An 18,721-nucleotide genomic window follows, 5' to 3' on the forward strand; every position below is an offset into this window, starting at 1 on the left:
CGGCCCGGAACCGCCTTCACCGTCGACGTCGACATCTACGTCGAGGACTCTCGACGTCGACACTTTCTCGACCTGAGGGAAGGCGTGCCCGGTTCCGTCGCACCCGCCGCGGTCCCGCCCGCACCCGAGCCCCCTCGGCAGGACGACGCCGTTCGCGGACGTCCTACTCCTCCCCGGGCTCGAGGTCTTCCAGGAAGTAGCTGTCGTGCCGGATGCGAAACTGCCTGAGTTCCTCGCCGCCACGCTGCGCCATCTCCGCGACCCGCTCGAAGTACTCCTCGCGCGGGGCGCCCGGGGAGAAGAGCATCAGCATGGACATGGGCTCGTCGGTCGCGTTCTTGAAGGCGTGCAGACCGCCGACCGGCACGTACAGGAAGTCGCCCCCGCGACCCGTGACCCACTTCTCGCCGTCGTAGAGCTCCAGCTCGCCGGAGAGGATGTAGAAGGACTCCGACATCGCCTTGTGGAAGTGGGTCTTGGCTCCAGCGGACCGCGCACCCAACTCCAGCTTGTACAGGCCGAATTCGCCGCCGGTCGACTCGTTGGTGGCGAGGTAGTGGGTAGCCGCGCCGGGTGAGGAGATGTCCGGCGGGGTGCCGGCCGGGCGGAAGGCCGCGTTCACTTCGCCCTTGTCACCGTGGTAGCGGGCTTCCGGGTACGCGAGGTGTTCCGGGTACGACATCATGCGCTCCTCTCGGCAGGTCTCCACCGGCATGGTGGCCCCCGCCTCCAGCAGCCGGCATCGGGCTTGCGCATGATCCCGGGTCGGCCCGGGCCGAGGGCCGGGGACCTAGGGCGCTGCACGCGGGGGCGCCGCACGTGGCCTCGGGCCGCCTCGCGGCCGTCCGGCGTGCGGATCCGCCCCGTCCGCAGGAGGCTGAGGACATGGGCAATCCGACGCAGTTTCCGCACATCGTGGTCCATCCCCCGGCCCTGGACGGATCCCGCCGCGTCACCTCGGGCGATGCCGTCCTCGGGGTCGCCTCGCATCTCGACGACGTCGTCGAGATCCTGCGTCTGGCCGACCTGGACCGGATCGAGGTGGAGGAGAGCGACCTCATCGAGTGGCAGGGCGGCGGCCCCGAGGACTGGCCGGGGCTGTCCGAGCCGCACGGGACATAGGACACGCCAACCTCAAATCAACCTCTGAACATGGTTCAGCAGGCTTCAACCGCCCCCGGGGCAGGGCACATTGTCGTCACGCGGGGCCCGCCGACACGGGGGCGGCGGGCCTCGCCACGGGGGTGATGACATGAGCGGTGCTACGTCGCTCCGGCTGGAGCCGTACGAGGTCGCGCTGTTGCGGGGTGGTTCCGGGGCCGCGGTCACGGTGGCCGTGCTCTCCCTGCACCTACGGGGACTGATCGAGGTGGGCCGGCCGGGCAGGATCCGGGCGACGGGGACGGCGCCCTCCGAGGACGCGGGAGACGACCTCCCTCCCCTGCCCGCGGCCGTGTACGCGACGCTCCAACGGTTCGTGAGCATCCCGGAGTTGGAGTCCCGACCGGACGTGCACCGGGCGCTCGCGGAGTTGCGCGCCGGGCTCGTGGCGGCCGGCATGCTGCGTTCTCTCCCGCCGCGCCGGACCCGTACCGCCCGCCGCACGCTGAGCGCCCTTCGCCTGGAACATCCCCTGCCGACTCTGCCGGCCGCCCGCAAGGGACTGCCGCCGGACGACATCCTGATGGCGGTGGCCCTGCACGGGGAGGCCGCCCTGGGCGTGCTGGCCGCGCGCTTCGCCCTGCGGGCGGGGCTGACCGCCCGCGCCGAGGTGGCGGACAAGGGTTTCCACCGACGCGCTCCCCGAGGCGGCGGCACGGGAGGCTTCATGTACTCCTGCGGCGGAGGCGGCGGCACGGACTGAGGTCGGACGGGTCGGACGACGGGTCAGACGTTCAGCGTTCTGATCGACGTCGGCGCGTGCTCCGGCTCGGTGGCGATCTCCTCGAACTCCACGACGTTCCCTATGTCGTTGGTGCCGCTCATCGAGATGTTGGTGACGCGTTCCAGGATCGCCTCCACGACGACCGGCACCTGGAACTCCGCGGCGAGCTTCTTGGCCTCCTCGAAGGCGGCGCCCAGCTCGGCCGGGTCCGTCACCCTGATCGCCTTGCAGCCGAGGCCCTCGGCGACCTTGACGTGGTCGACGCCGTAGACGCCCAGCTCGGGCGAGTTGATGTTCTCGAACTCCAGCTTGACCTGGAAGTCGATGTCGAACGCCCGCTGGGCCTGACGGATGAGGCCCAGGTAGGAGTTGTTGACGAGGACGTGGACGTACGGGATCTTGTGCTGCGCGCCGACCGCCTGCTCCTCGATCATGAACTGGAAGTCGTAGTCCCCGGAGAGGGCGACGACCTGCGCTTGCGGGTCGGCCATCGCCACACCCAGCGCCGCCGGGATCGTCCAGCCGAGGGGTCCCGCCTGACCGCAGTTGATCCAGTGGCGCGGTCGGTAGACGTGCAGCAGCTGCGCGCCGGCGATCTGCGAGAGGCCGATGGTCGTGACGTAACGGGTCTCCGGGCCGAAGGCCTTGTTCATCTCCTCGTAGACGCGCTGCGGCTTGATGGGGATGTCGTCGAAGTGCGTACGGCGCTGGAGGGTCGCCTTCCTCTCCTGCGCGGCGGCAGCCCACGCGGAGCGGTCGGGAAGCGTGCCCGCGGCCTTCGCCTCCCTCGCCACCGCGACGAAGAGCTCCAGAGCCGCCTTCGCGTCCGAGGCGATCCCGTAGTCCGGGGCGAAGATCCGGCCGATCTGCGTTGGCTCGACATCGACGTGGACGAAGGTGCGGCCCTTCGTGTAGACGTCGACGCGGCCGGTGTGGCGGTTGGCCCAGCGGTTGCCGATGCCGAGGACGAAGTCGGATTCCAGGAAGGTCGCGTTGCCGTAGCGGTGCGAGGTCTGCAGGCCGACCAGGCCGGCGTGCAGCTCATGGTCGTCGGGGATCGCGCCCCAGCCCATCAGCGTCGGGATGACCGGAGTCCCCGTCAACTCGGCGAATTCCACGAGGAGTTCGGTGGCGTCGCCCGTGATGACACCGCCGCCCGCGACGATCAGCGGACGCTCGGCGGCGTTCAGCATCCGGATCGCCTTCTCGACCTGCGCGCGGGTCGCGGCCGGCTTGTACACGGGCAGCGGCTCGTACGTGTCCGGGTCGAACTCGATCTCCGTCTGCTGGACGTCGACCGGCAGGTCGATCAGGACCGGGCCCGGCCGGCCGGAGCGCATGAGATGGAAGGCCTGCTGGAAGACTCCGGGGACCTGGGCGGCCTCCAGGACGGTGACCGCCGACTTCGTCACCGGCCTCGCGATGGAGGCGATGTCGACGGCCTGGAAGTCCTCCTCGTGGAGCACGGCGGTCGGGGCCTGCCCCGTGATGCACAGGATGGGGATCGAGTCTCCGAGGGCGGAGTACAGCCCGGTGATCATGTCGGTGCCGGCCGGTCCGGAGGTGCCGACGCAGACGCCGATGTTGCCCGCACGGGCGCGGGTGTAGCCCTCGGCCATGTGCGAGGCGCCCTCGACATGGCGGGCGAGCGTGTGGTTGATGCCGCCGGAGGCCCTCAGTGCCGCGTAGAAGGGGTTGATCGCCGCGCCGGGGACACCGAACGCACTGGTGACACCCTCACGCTTGAGGATCTCGACTGCCGCGCGGGCAGCGGTCATACGAGCCATGGAGTACTCCTGCTTCGCCTGCTTCAGCTGGTGCAGCTGGTGCAGCTGTCGGATTCCGCTCTCCCGTCGCGCCCCGCGGTGAGCCCTGCCGTATCCGCGACGACTCCGCGGACTTCCGTATTGTGGAAATTACTTTCTACTATCTGGAAGTAATGTAAGTGGGTGCGCGAAGGTAGTCAAGGGACGGACAAGCGGGGGCCGAAGGAGGACGATGGGGGCCATGCCCGAGAGCGTGCCGGTGCGCTGCCCGGCCTGTCGGCGCGAGCGCCTCTACACCGCGCCGTCCTACCCGTGTGCGTGCGGTTCCCCCGTCACGCCGGTGCTCGACCGGCGCACGGCGCCGACGGCAGTGGCGCACCGGGCGTGGGACGAGGAGTGGATCGCCTTGCGGTGCCGCGCCTGCGGCCGCCGTGACCAGTTCCCCCACCCGGAGTTCGGCTGCGCCTGCGGAACAGTGCTACGGATCCCGGTGGCCGCCCCGCCCGCCGAGCCGAAGCCCGAAACACCGACACCCCCCTCGGCGCCGGCACAGGCACCGCAGGCGGAACCGGCACAGCCACCCGAACCCGCGTCCGCACCCGTGCCGGCGGCGCGACGGCCCGCCTTCCGGCCCGCCGCCATCCGCACCGCGCTCGACGCGGTCACGGCCACCGCCCTGTATCTGAACTGGCTCGGGCACGAGGGCATACGGCGAGCCGACCAGCGGCCCACCTGCGGCATCGGCCTGGCCGCCCGCGGGCTCCTGGTCCAGGTCGACCCGAGCGCGCGTCCGGCCTCACCGCGGGACGTGGAGTGTCTGTGGCTGACGGCCATGACGGAGTCCGCGGACTGCGTCTACTTCTCCCTCGCCGGATACGACGCCGACGCCCGCGCCCGCGCCGACCAGCTGCACGTCCCGCTCTTCGTGCTGGACCTCACGGGCACTCCGCAGCCGGTCAACGCGATCGCCGACGCCCTCGACGCCCGAGGCGGCAACCGCCACCGGGGCCGGTGACCGCTACCCGGGGCAGCAACCGCCACCGACCGTGGTTCTCACGCGGTGCCTCTCAAGCGGTGTCTCTCAAGCGGTTCGATACTTCTCCCGCAGTTCGATCTTGCGCACCTTGCCGGAGACGGTCATCGGGAAGGCGTCCAGGATCTGCAGCCTGCTCGGGATCTTGTAGTGCGCCAGCCGGCCCTCGCAGTACGCGCGCAGTTCCTCCAGGGTCAGGGGGTCCGCCGCGTCGTGCGGGATCACACACGCGAGGACCTCCTCGCCGTACCTCTCGTGCGGGACGCCGACGACCTGGACGTCCCTGATCTTCGGGTGGGCGTAGAGGAACTCCTCGATCTCGCGCGGGTAGATGTTCTCCCCGCCGCGGATGATCATGTCCTTGATGCGGCCGACGATCTCGACGTAACCGTCTTGGCGCATCACCGCCAGGTCCCCGGTGTGCATCCAGCGTCCCGCGTCGATCGACTCGGCGGTCTTCTCGGGCTCGTTCCAGTAACCGAGCATCACGCTGTAGCCGCGGGTGCACAACTCCCCCGAGACGCCCCGGGGTTGGGTGACCCCGCTCACGGGGTCGACGACCTTCACCTCAAGGTGCGGCAGGACGCGGCCGACGGTCTGGGTGCGGTGCTCCAGGTCGTCGTCGCGGCGGGTCTGGGTGGAGACGGGCGAGGTCTCGGTCATGCCGTAACAGATCGACACCTCCGCCATGTTCATCTCGGCGACGACCCGCTTCATCACCTCGACCGGGCAGGGCGAGCCCGCCATGATGCCGGTGCGCAGCGAGGAGAGGTCGTAGGTCGCGAAGTCGGGCAGGTTCAGCTCCGCGATGAACATCGTCGGGACGCCGTACAGCGCTGTGCACCGCTCCTGCTGGACCGCCTGCAGCGTGGCCTTCGGGTCGAAGGACGGCGCCGGGATCACGATGCAGGCGCCGTGCGAGGTGGCCGCGAGGTTTCCCATCACCATGCCGAAACAGTGGTAGAAGGGCACCGGGACGCAGATCCGGTCCTGCTCGCTGTAGGCGATCAACTCGCCGACGAAGTAACCGTTGTTGAGAATGTTGTGGTGGGAGAGGGTGGCCCCCTTGGGGAAGCCCGTCGTGCCCGAGGTGTACTGGATGTTGATGGGGTCGTCGCAGGACAACTCCTGTGCCCGGACGGCGAGTTCGGCGCGCAGTTCGGGTGTGCCGCGCGCGATGAGCGCCTCCCAGCTCGGATCCCCGATGTACACGGTCTCCCGCAGTTTCGGGCAGCTGCGGCGCACCTCCTCGACCATCGCCCGGTAGTCGCTCGTCTTGTGGGTGAGCGAGGCGAACAGCACCGAGATTCCGGCCTGGTTGAGGACGTACTCGACCTCGTGGGTGCGGTAGGCCGGGTTGATGTTCACCATGATCGCGCCGATGCGGGCGGTGGCGTACTGGACCAGTGCCCACTCGGCGCAGTTGACCGCCCAGATGCCCACCCGGTCGCCCTTGGCGACCCCGCTCGCGAGCAGTGCGCAGGCCAGCCGGTCGACGTCCGCCACGAACGCGGCGTACGTCCAGCGCCGCCCGGACGCCATGTCGACCAGCGCCTCGCGGTCCGGCCAGCGCTGCGCCGCCCGGTCCAGATCGGCCCCGATGGTGTCCCCGAGCAGCGCGGTGGCGCTCGTCCCGTGCGTGTACGAGGAACCCGAGGCCGGCCGCGACGGCTGCACCGACGTCTGCCCCGACGTGTGCGGGGACGACGGCCCGCTCACCGGAAGTCCTCCTCGCGGTACTCCGCCGTCGAGCCCGCGGCCGTCGCCTCGCGCAGCTCGATCCGGCGGATCTTGCCGCTGACGGTCTTGGGCAGCGGCGCGAACTCCAGGCGGCGGACCCGCTTGTAGGCGGCGAGGACCTGGCGGGAGTGCTCGAACAGCACCTTCGCGGTGTCGGGACCCGGCTCCCAGCCCTCGGCGAGGACGACGTACGCCTTGGGCACGGCGAGGCGCAGCTCGTCCGGGGCGGGGACGACGGCGGCCTCGGCGACCGCCTCGTGCTCCAGCAGCGCGCTCTCCAGCTCGAAGGGGCTGATCTTGTAGTCGGAGGCCTTGAAGACGTCGTCGGCCCGCCCGACATAGGTGATGTAACCGTTCTCGTCGCGGTTGCCGATGTCACCGGTGCGGTAGTAGCCGCCGGCCATCGCCTCCGCCGTACGGTCGGCGTCGCCGTGGTAACCGGTCATCAGACCGACCGGCCGGGCCGACAGATCGAGCGCGATCTCGCCCTCCTGCGCGCCCGGCGCGCCGGACACCGGGTCCAGGAGCTCCACCCGGTAGCCGGGGCTGGGCCGGCCCATCGAGCCGGTCTTCAGTTCCTGTCCGGGGCTGTTGGCGATCTGCACGGCCGTCTCGGTCTGGCCGAAGCCGTCCCGGACGGTCACCCCCCAGGCGCGGCGCACCTGGTCGATGACCTCGGGGTTGAGGGGCTCGCCCGCGGCCACGGCCTCGCGGGGCGGGATCCGCAGCTGGGTGAGGTCGGCCTGGATGAGCATGCGCCAGACGGTGGGCGGCGCGCAGAAGGTCGTCACGCCCGCCCGGTCCATCTCCGTCATCAGCCGGACGGGGTCGAAGCGGGTGTAGTTGTGGATGAATACGGTTGCTTCGGCGTTCCACGGGGCGAAGAGGTTGGACCAGGCGTGCTTGGCCCAGCCGGGCGAGGAGATGTTGAGGTGGACGTCGCCGGGCTGGAGCCCGATCCAGTACATCGTCGACAGGTGCCCGACCGGGTACGAGGTGTGGGTGTGCTCCACCAGCTTGGGGCGGGCGGTCGTGCCGGAGGTGAAGTAGAGCATCAGCGGATCGTCGGCGAGGGTGGGGCCGTCGGGGGTGAAGCCGGCCGGGGCGGTGTAGGCGTCCTCGTACGGCTGCCAGCCCTCGGGCGCGCCACCGACCGCGATGCGCGAGTAGCGGCCCGGGACCTCGTCGAACTTGCCGGTGTCCGCGGACCGCACGAGGACATGGCGGACCCGGCCGCGTTCGACGCGGTCGGCCAGGTCGGCGGGGCCGAGCAGCGGGGTGGCCGGGATGACGACGGCGCGCAGCTTCATCGCGGCCAGCGCCGTCTCCCACAGTTCGGCCTGGTTGCCGAGCATGACGAGGATCCGGTCCTCGGCGGCGACCCCGCGGCCGCGCAGCCAGTTCGCGATCCGGTCGGAGCGTTCCGACAGCTCGGCGAAGGTGAGACGCGTTTCGGAACCGTCTTCTTCCACGATGTGCAGGGCGGTGCGATCGTTGCCGTCGGCGATGACGTCGAACCAGTCGAGGGCCCAGTTGAAGTGCTCGGGCCGGGGCCACTCGAAACGCTCGTAAGCGGTCGTGTAGTCCTCGCGGTGTGCCAGCAGGAAGTCGCGGGCTCTGCGGAAACGCCCCGTCGCCGTCGTCATCTGTCCTCCTTGCTCTGTCGGTCGTTCACCGCGAAAACGCTTCTCCGGTGCGTCGTGGCGGTTCACGCCCGTGGTGCCGGACCATTGCCGGGCGGCTCTCTGCCATCGTGTAATCCGTGGTGCAGGTCTCACTACCCCCGAACGGGGGTGTGCGGTACCAGGCCGCACGGAAAGGGCGAGAACGTGGCAGCAGACGCGGCCGGAACGGTGGAGATGCGCGGGGCGCTGGCGCGGCTGCGGCGCGCGACGGGGCTGCCGGTCGCCTTCGGCGGCCTGGTCGAGCCGGGGCGCCGGCAGATGCGGATCAGTGAGTTCAGCGGCGCGCGGGGTCTCGCGCTGCGCGGACTGGCCGTGACCTCGGGCAACGGTCTCGGCGGCAAGGCCGTCGCGCTGGCCCGTCCGTGCGCGGTGAGCGACTACTCCCTCTCCCGGCAGATCAGCCACGAGTACGACGCGGCCGTCGCCGAGGAGGGGCTGCGTTCGGTGCTGGCGATCCCGGTGATCGTGCGGCGCCGGGTGCGCGGGGTGCTGTACGGCGCCCTGCGCACGGCGCAGCCGCTGGGCGACCGCACGCTGACCGCGGCCGTGCAGGTGGCGCGGGACGTGGAGCAGGCGCTGGTGGCCGGGGACCAGGCGCGCGAACTGCTGACGGCGGCCCGGCCTGGCGCCCCGGGCGGTGCGACGGGCCCGGGCGGCGGTCCGCGGGCCGGTCAGGGGGCCGATCCCGGGGCGGGTGCGGCGGCCGGCTGGGAGCAGGTGCGCGAGGCGCACGCGGCCCTGCGCGCCCTGGCGCCGCGGATCACCGACCCGATGCTGCGCGCCGAGCTCCTCGACGCCTGCGGGCTGCTCACCTCCGGCAGCGGCGACGCTCGGCAGGTCGCGCTCGCCGCGCGCGAGCTGGACGTGCTGGCCTGCGTGGCGGCGGGGGCGACGAACGCGGCGACGGCCGAGCGGCTGGGGCTGCGCCCGGAGACCGTCAAGGGGTATCTCAGGTCGGCGATGCGCAGGCTGGGCGCGCACACCCGGGGAGAGGCGGTGGCCCTGGCCCGCAGGGCAGGTCTGCTGCCGTAGCGGGGGGGGCGCGCAACACGGCTGTAGCGCGGACGGTGCAGGATGCCGGGGAGCAGCGATCACATCAAGCCAGGGAGGTGCCTCACGACAAGAGACCATTCACGCGCAGCCGTCATGAATTTCCCCATGCGTCACGTTGTTATATCCCTCACCACGCCGCGTCTCCGAATTTCAAAGAGTCATTGCCTAGAATTTGGCCCGGACACGACACTCGGAGGGGAGCGGTGACCGTGCGACGGGAGTTCAAGGAGCCTGCCCGATGCCGCCCCGACCTGGTCATCGGCAGGGAGGAGCTGTTCACGGCCGCCCGTGAGCAGCTGACTCGCGGCGGCAGTGTGCTGCTGCACGGCCCCGCCGGAATAGGAAAGTCGACCGTGCTGCGGGCATTGGCCGCGGAATACGGCGAGGCGGCGCGCACCGTGCTGCGCTGCTCGGCGACCGAGTCCGAATCCCACCTCCCGTTCCTGGCCCTGGCCGATCTCTTCGGTCTGGTACTCGACGAGATCTCGGACAGGCTGCCCGCCGCCCAGCGCACGGCGCTGGAGTCGGCGCTCACCGGCCGAGGCGAGTCGACGCTGCAACGCGACGGTCTCGCCCTGCGTCTGGCCGTGCTGTCCGCCCTGCGCGCCCTCGCCGCCGCGGGCCCCGTGCTGCTCGTCGCCGACGACCTCCAGTGGCTGGACTCGGCCAGCGCCGAACTCCTCGGCTTCGCCGCCCGCCGCCTCGGCGACACCCCCGTCCAACTGCTGTGCGCGGTGCGGACGGAGGGCCAGGAATACGACCGTCATCTACGCGCGTCCCCGCCCGACACCCTCGCCGTCCGGCTGAACCCCCTCTCCCGTGCCCAGGTCTCCGCGCTGCTCGACCACCGCGGCTACACCGACCTGCCCCGCTCCACGGTCCGCGAGGTCCACCGCACCAGCGGCGGCAACCCCCTGTTCGCGCTGGAGCTCGGCCGCGCCCTCGGCGAGAACCCGACGCCGCCCCGCCCCGGCGAGCCGCTGCCGGTGCCGACCTCGCTGCGCGCCCTGGTGCTCAGCCGTCTCGACATGCTCTCCGACGAAGCCCGCCGCACCCTGCTCGTGGCCAGCGCCGGCGCCCGCCCCACGCTGGCCCTGCTGCACGCGGCCGGCCGGGAGAACGCCGAGGCCGAGACCGCGCAGGCCGCGGCGCTCGGGCTGCTGGCGACGGAGCCGGAGGGTCCGGCCGTGCGGTTCGCGCATCCGCTGATCTCCGCCGCGCTGTACGCGGAGGCGCCCGCGCAGGAGCGCCGGGCCGCGCACGCCGCGCTGTCCACGGCCGCCTCCGACCCGATCGAGCGGGCCCGCAACCTCGCCCTGGCCACCACCGGCACCGACCCGGAGGTGGCCGCCCGGCTCGCCGAGGCGGCGGCCCTGGCCCGGGACCGGGGCGCGCCGTCGGTCGCCGCCTCGCTCGGGCTGCTGGCCGCCCGGCACACCCCGCCGGACGGCGTCCCCGCCCCGGACGACCGGCGGCTGCAGGCCGCCGAGGACGCCATCACCGCCGGCGAGGTGGATCTCGCCCGGGACATCGCCCGCGAGGTGCTGACCCGGGCGACCGTGCCCGCCGAGCGGATCCGGGCCTGGGAGGTGGTGATCGAGGCCGCCGGACAGTCCCTCGGCGAGGTCGACGCGGTCTTCCCGCAGGCTCTCGCCGACGCCGGCGACGACCCGCAACTGCTCGCCCTGGTCCACTACCGGCTGGCCTGGCGCAAGCTGATCGTCGAGGGCGACTTCGCGGAGGCCCGGCAGGAGGCCGCGCACACGGCGGAGCTGGCCGCACGCGGCGGCGACCGGCGCACCGAGCTGATGGCGCTGTCCTTCCAGGGGCACACCGAGGCCCTGATGGGCCATCCGAACGCCCCCGCGACCATCAAGCGGGCCCTGAGGGAGCCTCAGGACCCGTATGTGGCCTGCCATCACAACGGCGTCGGCGCGGCCCGGTTCCGCTGGCTGCTGATGAGCGACCAGCTGCCCGAGGCCCGGTCGACCATCACCGCGCTGCTGCGCGAGGTGCGCCGGCGCGGCATGGTCGAGAGCGAGGTGCACTTCCAGCGTTTCCTCGCCGAGACCGAACTGCGCTCCGGGCACTGCGGGCGCGCCCTGGACCTGGCCCGCGAGAGCCTCAGGCTGGCCCGCGACTCGGGCATCGGCCTGGGCGCCTCCGCGATGCTCACCTCCCTCGCCGAGGCCTCCGGCGGTGACGTCGACCGGGCGCTGGCGCTGGCCCGGGAGGCGGCGGACAAGGCCGAGGAGGACGGCGACCAGATGTACGTCTCCCGCGCCCTGGCCGCCCTCGGACACGCCCACTTGGTGGCCGGGGACGCGGCGGGCGCGGTCGGCTCGCTGCGCCGGGTGCGGGAGCTGGAGCAGGGCCTGGGCATCACCGACCCGGCGCGGGGCCGCTGGCAGGGCGACCTCGCCGAGGCGCTGGTGCGGGTCGGCGAGCCGGGCGAGGCGCAGGACGTCATCGACGTGACACGCGAGCACGCGCTGCGGCTGGGCCGGGAGAGCGTGCTCGCGGTGCTGGACCGGTCGGAGGCGCTGGTGCGGGCGGCGCTCGGCGACCACGAGGCGGCACTGTCCCGGCTGACGTCGGTGCAGGACCGGCTCGCCAAGCTGGGGTACGGCCTGGAGGAGGCGCGGGCGGCGTTCGCGCTGGCCCGGCTGCGCACCCTGCGGCCGGGGACGGTCGCGGGACCGACGTCGTACGACGAGGCGGCGCGGCTGTTCAGGCGGTGCCGGGCGCTGCCCTGGCTGCGTCAGGTGGAGGCGGCCGCGGCGGAGGGGCAGGCGCAGCCGGTCGCCACCGCCCAGCAGTCGTCCGCGTCCGACGCCCTGGAGGGCCTGGCCTCGATGGAGCGTCAGGTCGCGGCGCTCGTCATGGAGGGCGCGACCAACCGGGAGATCGCGGCGCGTCTGTTCATCAGCGTCAAGACGGTCGAGGCGACCCTGACCCGGGTCTACCGCAAGCTGGGGATCCGTTCCCGGGTGGATATCGTCCGACTGGCGGCAGGGCGTCACGCGAAGTGAGGAATCCGCGGGTCAACCGCCCCTGAGGGGCTATCTACCCTGAGTGGGTTTCTCCTGGGTCTCCGCCCCGCGCGGCGGGTTCCCTCAAGCGGCCCAAGCGGCCCCATCGGCGGCGACTGTGGGTTCCCTGTGGGGCGACCGAGGGTTTTCCCTGCCTCAACTCCCCTAGGGGGTTCCCTCATTGGGACGAGCGGGTTCCGGGTCCTAGCGTAAGGGACGTGCCGCTCGCCCGGGCACACGGGGGTCGGTCCCGCGACCCCCGTGCTCACCCCCACACCCGTGCGATCCCCCACCGGCCATCTCCACCGAGGAGTTCCATGTTCGGGCTCAACCGCGCCAAGAAGACCGCTGCCGTCCTCGCGGCGACCGCCGCCGCGGCAGCGACCGCACTGCTCAGCGCCCCCACCGCTGTCGCAGCGCCCCAGCCGATCGTCGGCGGCACGACGACCACGACCACGACGTACCCGTTCATGATGCAGGTCACGGACGCCTCGCAGAACCAGTTCTGCGGCGGCACCCTCGTCTCGGCGACCAAGGTGGTCACGGCCGCCCACTGTATGGTCGGCGAGACCACGAGCAGCGTGCGCGTCGTCGGTGGGCGCACGTACCTCAACGGCACGAACGGCACGGTCAGCCGGGTGAGCAAGATCTGGATCAACCCTGACTACACGGACGCCACCAACGGCGACGACGTGGCCGTCCTGACCCTGTCGACGGCGATGCCGTACACCACGGCGTCGTATGTCTCCTCGTCCCAGACCGGCGTGTACGCGGCCGGCACCACGGCCCGCATCATCGGCTGGGGCACCACCTCGGAGAACGGCAGCTCCTCCAACCAGCTGCGGACCGCGACCGTCCCGATCGTGTCCGACACCAGCTGTGCGAGCTCCTACGGTTCGGACTACGTCAAGTCCGACATGGTTTGCGCCGGATACACCTCCGGCGGCACAGACACCTGCCAGGGCGACAGCGGCGGTCCCCTGCTCATCGGGGGCGTCCTGGCAGGGATCACTTCTTGGGGCGAGGGCTGCGCGGAGGCCGGTTACCCGGGTGTGTACACCCGGCTGGCCACCTTCTCCAGCCTGGTGACGGCGCAGGTCAACTCGTAGTCACCGGGTAGCCCCCAAGAACCTCCTGAGCACCCCTCAGGGAAAGACCGGGGGGCGCTGCGAGCCTCCACGAGCGGCCCGCAGCGCCCCCTATCCAAGCCCTCACCTCTCACCGGTGGGGGCTTCGGCCTGTTCGGGATCGTCCCCGACAGGGACGTCCCCCTTCGCGTCAGGGGCGTACGACGGCAGCGAACCGGATGTCGTGGGGCCGGCCCGGGTGCATCGCGGACAGCATCCGCTCGCCCTCTTCTGTCACCTCGTCCCGCTGGGCCCTGGTGAGGCGGCCGAAGGGCTCGATGACGAGCGCGTCCTGCTCCAGCTTCCACAGGCCCGCCAGGAAGCCGTCGACGAGGAGCGTGCAGTAGGCCTGGTTGCCCTGCCAGCTGCGGCCCCAGTACTCGGGCGGGACGACTCGGGTGCGGTCCGCGTGGGAGAGGAGGAGGTTGTCGAACTCGGGGAGGAAGCGCGGCGGGGCCGGGACCTGGGGGTCCGGGCGGGGGGCGTCGGGGAGGTCGAAGAGTTCCACGCCGTGCTCGTCGCGGAAGGTGAGCAGGTGGGGGCGGAGGCGTTCGAAGGGCTCGCGCAGTCGGGTCAGGCCGGCCCAGGTCTGCATGTCCTTGACGGAGGCCGGGCCGAAGGCGGCCAGGTAGCGCAGGACGACGGCGTCCGGCGCGGGGGCCGGTGCGGCGGGCCGGCCGAGCCAGTGCTCGGCGGTGGTCAGCGCGACCTGCCCGCTCCTGCCCCACAGCCCGCGCGGGGTGACCTGGACGAGGGGCAGCCGGCACCGGGCGGCGACGGCGAGGGATTGGGGGTCGGCGTCCGGCCACTCTGCGAAGAGGGCTTCGCGCAGTTGCCTCATGGTGCGCGGTTCGCTCTCGACGAGGTCGCGGGCGAGGACGGCGAGCCGGTCGAGGTCGACGCCGGCGAGGCCCTTGCGGAAGTACGTCAGCTCACGGTCGCGGGCAGGCTGGACGAACGGCCGCAGGGTCAGGCAGTCGTCGGCGGTGTGGGCGTGGATGGTGGAGCGCATGCTGACGATGCGGACGACCTCGCGGCCGGCCATCGGCGTCGACAGCTTCTCCGGGACGAAGCCGTCGAGGCGGGCGGCGAGCGCGTAGTACGGCGGCTTGACGTTCTGCGCCTGAAGCCCGAGCAGGTGTTCCACGGCGGCCCCGGCCGACAGCGACGAGGGACGCAGCAACAGCTGCCGCTCCAGGGTGGCGCGGTTGAGGGCGCGGGCGCCGAGCACGGGGGCCGCCGGGGACGTCGTCTTCGTCATGCAGGGCAAGCTAACGGGGAATGAGGACAGTTGCTGTCCTCAAGGCGTTCGAGCCGGGTCGCGCCGGGGATGTCCCCCTGCCGGTCCTGGGGCGGGCCGGCTCGTGCCCCCGCCGGCGGCGAAACTAGCGTGCGGTCATGACGTCCACTCAATCGGTCGCCGCCAGCGGCACCACCGACCTGAACACCGGCCGCCCGGTGCCTTCCGACGGCTGCTTCCGCATGGCGGGCACGTCCAGGACGCTGCTCGTCACCGTGCTCCTCCAGCTGGAGGCCGAGGGCAGGCTGTCCCTGGACGACAGCCTCGACCACTGGCTGCCGGGAGTGGTGCGGGGCAACGGCAACGACGGCGGCCGAAGCGCCGTGGTCTCCATGTCCGAGGCGCGGGGCGACACCCCGGAGCACATCCTGGCCCAGGAGAACGCGGCCGGCGCGCTGATCGACCACGCACTGTGCGCAGGAGGCCCGGCGCGTCCCGTGAGCGCGGGTGATGCGAAGTGAGTCGGCCGACGCACGGCATGCTGCATCACGTCGAGTTGTGGGTGCCGGACCTCGACCGCGCCGTCGCCTCGTTGGGCTGGCTGCTGGAGGCGTTGGGGCACACCCTCTTCCAGAGCTGGAGCGGTGGGCGCAGCTGGCGGCTCGGGCCGACCTATCTGGTCATCGAGCAGTCCCCGGCCCTCACCGCCGAACAGCACGAGCGTTGCCGCCCGGGGCTGAACCATCTGGCGTTCCACGTCGACGACGACGCCATGGTCGAGAGGCTGGCCGCCGAAGCCGCGCAGCACGGCTGGCGCCTGATGTTCCCCGAGCGACACCCCTACGCCGGCGGCCGGCAGCACTACGCCGCCTACCTGGAGAACGAGGACGGCTTCGAGGTCGAACTCGTCGCGGGTCCAGGACGTGCTGCCGGGAGGCTGTGGTAGCTTGCCGAGGCCAGTCGTACCCATGTGCGTATCCGTACGTGCGCGGGTCAGGGAATCCGGTGCGACTCCGGAGCTGACGCGCAGCGGTAAGGGCGACGGGCGGGGCACTGGCCACTGGATCGTGATCACGGTCCGGGAAGGCGCCTCGTCCGGGTGACCCCGAGTCCGAAGACCTGCTGGCGGCCTCCGACGCCGGAAGACGGCCGGGGGAGCACCGTACGACCGGGCTTCGCGCCAGAGCCCTCGACGCCGAAGGAAGTTCCGTGCCGTTCGCACGCCCCGTCCGTCCTGCCGTCCTGCTCCTGTCAGCCGCCCTGCTGCTGACCGGCTGCGGCGGCTCCCCCGCCCCGTCGGACTCGTCCGGCTCGGCGGGATCGGCGGGATCGGCGGCGGGTGGCTCCGCCGGCCGTCCGGTCACGCTCGACAACTGCGGGCAGCGGGTCCACGTGGACGGTCCTCCGCGGCGGGCGGTCTCCCTCAACCAGGGCACGACCGAGATCATGCTCTCGCTCGGGCTGGCCGACCGCATGGCGGGCACCGCCACCTGGACCGACCCGGTGGCGAAGGGGCTGGAGAAGGCCAACGCGACGGTGCAGCGGCTGGCCGACAACGCCCCGTCGTTCGAGACGGTCCTGGACACCGAACCCGACTTCGTCGCCGCGTCGTTCGCCTCCACTCTCGGTGAGGGCGGCGTCGCCACCCGCGAACAGTTCGCGAAGGTGGGCGTGCCCACGTACCTCTCCCCCTCCGACTGCGTCGGCAAGGACAACGCCGGCGACGGCGACGGCTCGCGCACCGAGCCGCTGACCATGGACGCGGTCTACGGCGAAGTCACCGACCTGGCCAGGGTCTTCGGTGTCGAGGAACGCGGCACGAAACTGGTCGCCGCTCTGAAGTCCCGTGTGGAGAAGGCCACTTCGGGGCTCCGCGCGCAGAACGTCAGCCTCCTGTACTGGTTCGCCGACTCCCGGTCCCCGTATCTGGCGGGCTGTTGCGGCGCGCCCGGCGTCATCACCCGTGAACTCGGCGCGAAGAACGCCTTCGACGACACCCATGAGGAGTGGCCCCAGGTCAACTGGGAGACGGTCGCCGACAGGGACCCCGACGTCCTCGTCATCGGCGACCTGAGCCGCAGGCAGCAGACGGCCGAGACCGCCGCGAAGAAGATCGCGTTCCTGGAGTCCGACCCGGTCACGAAGAACATGACCGCGGTCAGGAAGAAGCGGTACGTGCTGCTGCCCGGGCAGGCCATGAACCCGACCGTCCGGACCGTCGAGGGTGTGGAGAAGGTGGCGGCTGCGCTGCGCGCGTACGGCCTCGGGGGATGAGCGACGCCCTGTCGGCGGCGACCCCGGCGGCGGTGCGCGGGCTGCGTCGCGCGGCGCTGTGGACGGCCGGTCTCGCACTGTTGTTCGGGTCGGTCGCGGTGGCGATCACCATCGGCCCGGCCGACATCGCGGTCGGTGACGTGTGGGCGACGGTGGCGGCCCATCTCGGCTGGGGGCAGGCGGAGTTGACGCCGATCCGGGACGGGATCGTGTGGAATCTGCGGCTGCCGCGCACGCTGCTGGCCGCCGTGTGCGGAGCCGGCCTCGCCGTGTGCGGCGCGGTGATGCAGTCCCTGCTGCGCAATCCGCTCGCCGACCCCTTCGTCCTCGGCGTGTCGTCCGGGGCCTCGACCGGCGCGGTCGCGGTCGTCGTACTCGGCGTGGGCGGCGGTGTCCTGTCGGTCTCCGGGGGCGCGTTCCTGGGCGCGGCGCTCTCGTTCGCGCTGGTGCTGCTGCTCAGTCACACCCTCGGCGGCACCACGGACCGGGTGGTCCTCGCCGGTGTGGCGGCCATGCAGTTGTTCTCCGCGCTCACCTCGTTCATCGTGATGACGGCCGCCGACGCGGAGACCACGCGCGGGGTGCTGTTCTGGCTGCTCGGCTCGCTCGGCGGGGCCGGCTGGAACGATGTGGGCGTGGGTCTGGCGGCGCTGGTGGTGACGCTGCTGGTGTGCGCCGGGTACGCCACGACACTGGACGCGTTCGCGTTCGGGCAGGACGCCGCCGCGTCCCTGGGCGTGCACGTGGCGCGCACCCGGCTGGTCCTGCTGTGCACCACCGCCCTGCTGACGGCCACCCTGGTCAGCTCGGCGGGGGCGATCGGCTTCGTCGGCCTGGTCCTGCCGCACGCCGCCCGCGCGTTGACCGGCCCCGGGCACACCCGGCTGCTGCCGGCCACCGCGCTGGCCGGGGCGGTGTTCCTGGTGTGGGTGGACACGCTCGCCCGCACCGCCCTGGACCCGCAGGAGGTGCCGGTGGGCGTGGTGACCTCGCTGATCGGCGTCCCGGCCTTCGTCCTCGTGCTGTACCGGACCAGGAGTACGCGATGAAGAGCACCGCGGACGGCGGCGGCGAGGGCGCCGGCGACGGCGGCGGGCTGCGCGCCGAGCGGGTCACGCGCACGGCCGGCGACGCCCTCATCCTGGACGGCGTCAGCATCGCCCCCCGCCCCGCGACCGTCACCGGTCTGCTCGGCCCGAACGGCTCCGGCAAGTCGACCCTGCTGCGCCTGCTGGCCGGGGTGATCGCGCCGGCCTCCGGCGTCGTCACCCTCGACGGTCACCCGCTGGATCGGGTGGGGCGCCGTACGGTCGCCCGGCGGGTCGCCGTCGTCGAGCAACAGGCCGACGCCCAGGTCGCGTTGAGCGTCCTCGACGTCGTACGCCTCGGCCGGATACCGCACCGCCGGGCCTGGGCCCCCGCCTCGCCCGAGGACGAGGAGGCCGTGCACCGCGCCCTGGAGCGCACCGCCCTGGCCGACAAGGCCGACCGCCCTTGGCACACCCTCTCCGGCGGCGAACGCCAGCGTGTCCAGATCGCCCGCGCCCTCGCCCAGCAGCCGCGGGAGCTGCTGCTGGACGAGCCCACCAACCACCTGGACATCCAGCACCAGTTGGGACTGCTGACGCTGATCAGGGAACTGCGCCTCACCACGGTCGTCGCCCTGCACGACCTGAACCTGGCCGCGATGTACTGCGACCGGGTCGTCGTCCTGCGGCAGGGGCGTGTGGTGGCCGCCGGCAGCCCGCAGGACGTCCTCACCGAGACCCTCGTCGCGGACGTGTACGGCGTACGCGCCACCGTCACCCGCACCGGCCCCGACGACCGCCCGCACATACGGTTTCTGGGCCCACGGTGAGCGCACGCCAAGGCCACGTCAGGACCAC

The 18,721-nt window shown here is 72.1% G+C and carries 16 protein-coding genes and 1 riboswitch; of the genes, 11 read left to right on the plus strand and 5 right to left on the minus strand.

Translation table 11 applies throughout. The annotated features are described in order from the left end of the window. Nucleotides 1-163: 163 nt before the first annotated feature. Nucleotides 164-682, minus strand: coding sequence for a cupin domain-containing protein (locus ACZ5SK_RS18405; RefSeq protein ID WP_334576047.1), 519 nt, complete (start codon nt 680-682; stop codon nt 164-166). Nucleotides 683-885: 203 nt separating this feature from the next. Here ACZ5SK_RS18405 and ACZ5SK_RS18410 point away from each other — a divergent pair, with 203 nt between their 5' ends. Further along, the gene (locus ACZ5SK_RS18410) at nt 886-1,122 is read left to right on the plus strand and encodes a hypothetical protein (protein ID WP_334576048.1); all 237 of its coding nucleotides are present in this window, start codon (nt 886-888) and stop codon (nt 1,120-1,122) included. A gap of 130 nt (nt 1,123-1,252) precedes the next feature. After that, nucleotides 1,253-1,864: a TIGR04222 domain-containing membrane protein gene (locus tag ACZ5SK_RS18415; RefSeq protein ID WP_334576049.1), complete on the plus strand. Its 612-nt coding sequence runs from the start codon at nt 1,253-1,255 to the stop codon at nt 1,862-1,864. A gap of 23 nt (nt 1,865-1,887) precedes the next feature. Here the strand turns inward: ACZ5SK_RS18415 and gcl are convergent, their stop codons facing one another. Further along, nucleotides 1,888-3,672 carry a glyoxylate carboligase gene (gene gcl, locus ACZ5SK_RS18420; protein ID WP_468576293.1) on the minus strand — a complete coding sequence of 595 codons (1,785 nt, stop codon included), beginning with the start codon at nt 3,670-3,672 and terminating at the stop codon, nt 1,888-1,890. A 211-nt stretch (nt 3,673-3,883) separates the two neighbouring features. Between gcl and ACZ5SK_RS18425 the strand changes: the two genes are divergently transcribed. Next, on the plus strand, nt 3,884-4,666 hold the full coding sequence (locus ACZ5SK_RS18425) for a hypothetical protein (RefSeq protein ID WP_334576053.1): 783 nt from the start codon (nt 3,884-3,886) through the stop codon (nt 4,664-4,666). Nucleotides 4,667-4,732: 66 nt separating this feature from the next. On the opposite strand, the gene ACZ5SK_RS18430 is transcribed toward ACZ5SK_RS18425, so the two are convergent. Both ACZ5SK_RS18430 and ACZ5SK_RS18435 read right to left on the minus strand, forming a co-directional pair. After that, complete coding sequence (locus ACZ5SK_RS18430; RefSeq protein WP_334581118.1) at nt 4,733-6,361, minus strand: AMP-binding protein; 1,629 nt, start codon at nt 6,359-6,361, stop codon at nt 4,733-4,735. A gap of 38 nt (nt 6,362-6,399) precedes the next feature. After that, nucleotides 6,400-8,070 (minus strand): AMP-binding protein, encoded by a 1,671-nt coding sequence (locus ACZ5SK_RS18435; protein ID WP_334576055.1) that lies wholly within the window; start codon nt 8,068-8,070, stop codon nt 6,400-6,402. Nucleotides 8,071-8,253: 183 nt separating this feature from the next. Between ACZ5SK_RS18435 and ACZ5SK_RS18440 the strand changes: the two genes are divergently transcribed. From ACZ5SK_RS18440 to ACZ5SK_RS18450, 3 genes are all read left to right on the plus strand, one after another. Then, the gene (locus tag ACZ5SK_RS18440; RefSeq protein ID WP_334576057.1) at nt 8,254-9,141 is read left to right on the plus strand and encodes a response regulator transcription factor; all 888 of its coding nucleotides are present in this window, start codon (nt 8,254-8,256) and stop codon (nt 9,139-9,141) included. Between the two features lie 224 nt (nt 9,142-9,365). Next, entirely contained in the window at nt 9,366-12,194 is a 2,829-nt protein-coding gene (locus ACZ5SK_RS18445; protein WP_334576059.1) for a helix-turn-helix transcriptional regulator, read from the plus strand. A 317-nt stretch (nt 12,195-12,511) separates the two neighbouring features. Further along, nucleotides 12,512-13,303 (plus strand): S1 family peptidase, encoded by a 792-nt coding sequence (locus ACZ5SK_RS18450; protein ID WP_334576060.1) that lies wholly within the window; start codon nt 12,512-12,514, stop codon nt 13,301-13,303. Between the two features lie 169 nt (nt 13,304-13,472). Here the strand turns inward: ACZ5SK_RS18450 and ACZ5SK_RS18455 are convergent, their stop codons facing one another. Next, nucleotides 13,473-14,582 (minus strand): winged helix DNA-binding domain-containing protein, encoded by a 1,110-nt coding sequence (locus ACZ5SK_RS18455; RefSeq protein ID WP_334576061.1) that lies wholly within the window; start codon nt 14,580-14,582, stop codon nt 13,473-13,475. A gap of 137 nt (nt 14,583-14,719) precedes the next feature. Between ACZ5SK_RS18455 and ACZ5SK_RS18460 the strand changes: the two genes are divergently transcribed. The 5 genes from ACZ5SK_RS18460 (at nt 14,720) to ACZ5SK_RS18480 (ending at nt 18,693) form a co-directional block, all read left to right on the plus strand. Further along, a complete protein-coding gene (locus tag ACZ5SK_RS18460; RefSeq protein WP_334576063.1) occupies nt 14,720-15,082 on the plus strand; it encodes a serine hydrolase in 363 nt (120 codons plus the stop codon). Between the two features lie 17 nt (nt 15,083-15,099). After that, nucleotides 15,100-15,507 carry a VOC family protein gene (locus ACZ5SK_RS18465; RefSeq protein WP_334581119.1) on the plus strand — a complete coding sequence of 136 codons (408 nt, stop codon included), beginning with the start codon at nt 15,100-15,102 and terminating at the stop codon, nt 15,505-15,507. 24 nt (nt 15,508-15,531) lie between these two features. Further along, nucleotides 15,532-15,684, plus strand: a riboswitch (cobalamin riboswitch). 86 nt (nt 15,685-15,770) lie between these two features. Further along, on the plus strand, nt 15,771-16,835 hold the full coding sequence (locus ACZ5SK_RS18470; RefSeq protein ID WP_334576064.1) for an ABC transporter substrate-binding protein: 1,065 nt from the start codon (nt 15,771-15,773) through the stop codon (nt 16,833-16,835). Further along, a complete protein-coding gene (locus ACZ5SK_RS18475; RefSeq protein ID WP_334576065.1) occupies nt 16,832-17,884 on the plus strand; it encodes a FecCD family ABC transporter permease in 1,053 nt (350 codons plus the stop codon). Before ACZ5SK_RS18470 ends, ACZ5SK_RS18475 begins: the two co-directional genes overlap by 4 nt. Further along, nucleotides 17,881-18,693 carry an ABC transporter ATP-binding protein gene (locus ACZ5SK_RS18480; RefSeq protein ID WP_334576067.1) on the plus strand — a complete coding sequence of 271 codons (813 nt, stop codon included), beginning with the start codon at nt 17,881-17,883 and terminating at the stop codon, nt 18,691-18,693. Before ACZ5SK_RS18475 ends, ACZ5SK_RS18480 begins: the two co-directional genes overlap by 4 nt. The last annotated feature ends 28 nt before the right edge of the window (nt 18,694-18,721 follow it).

This window comes from Streptomyces sp. NPDC031474, from assembly GCF_055581185.1.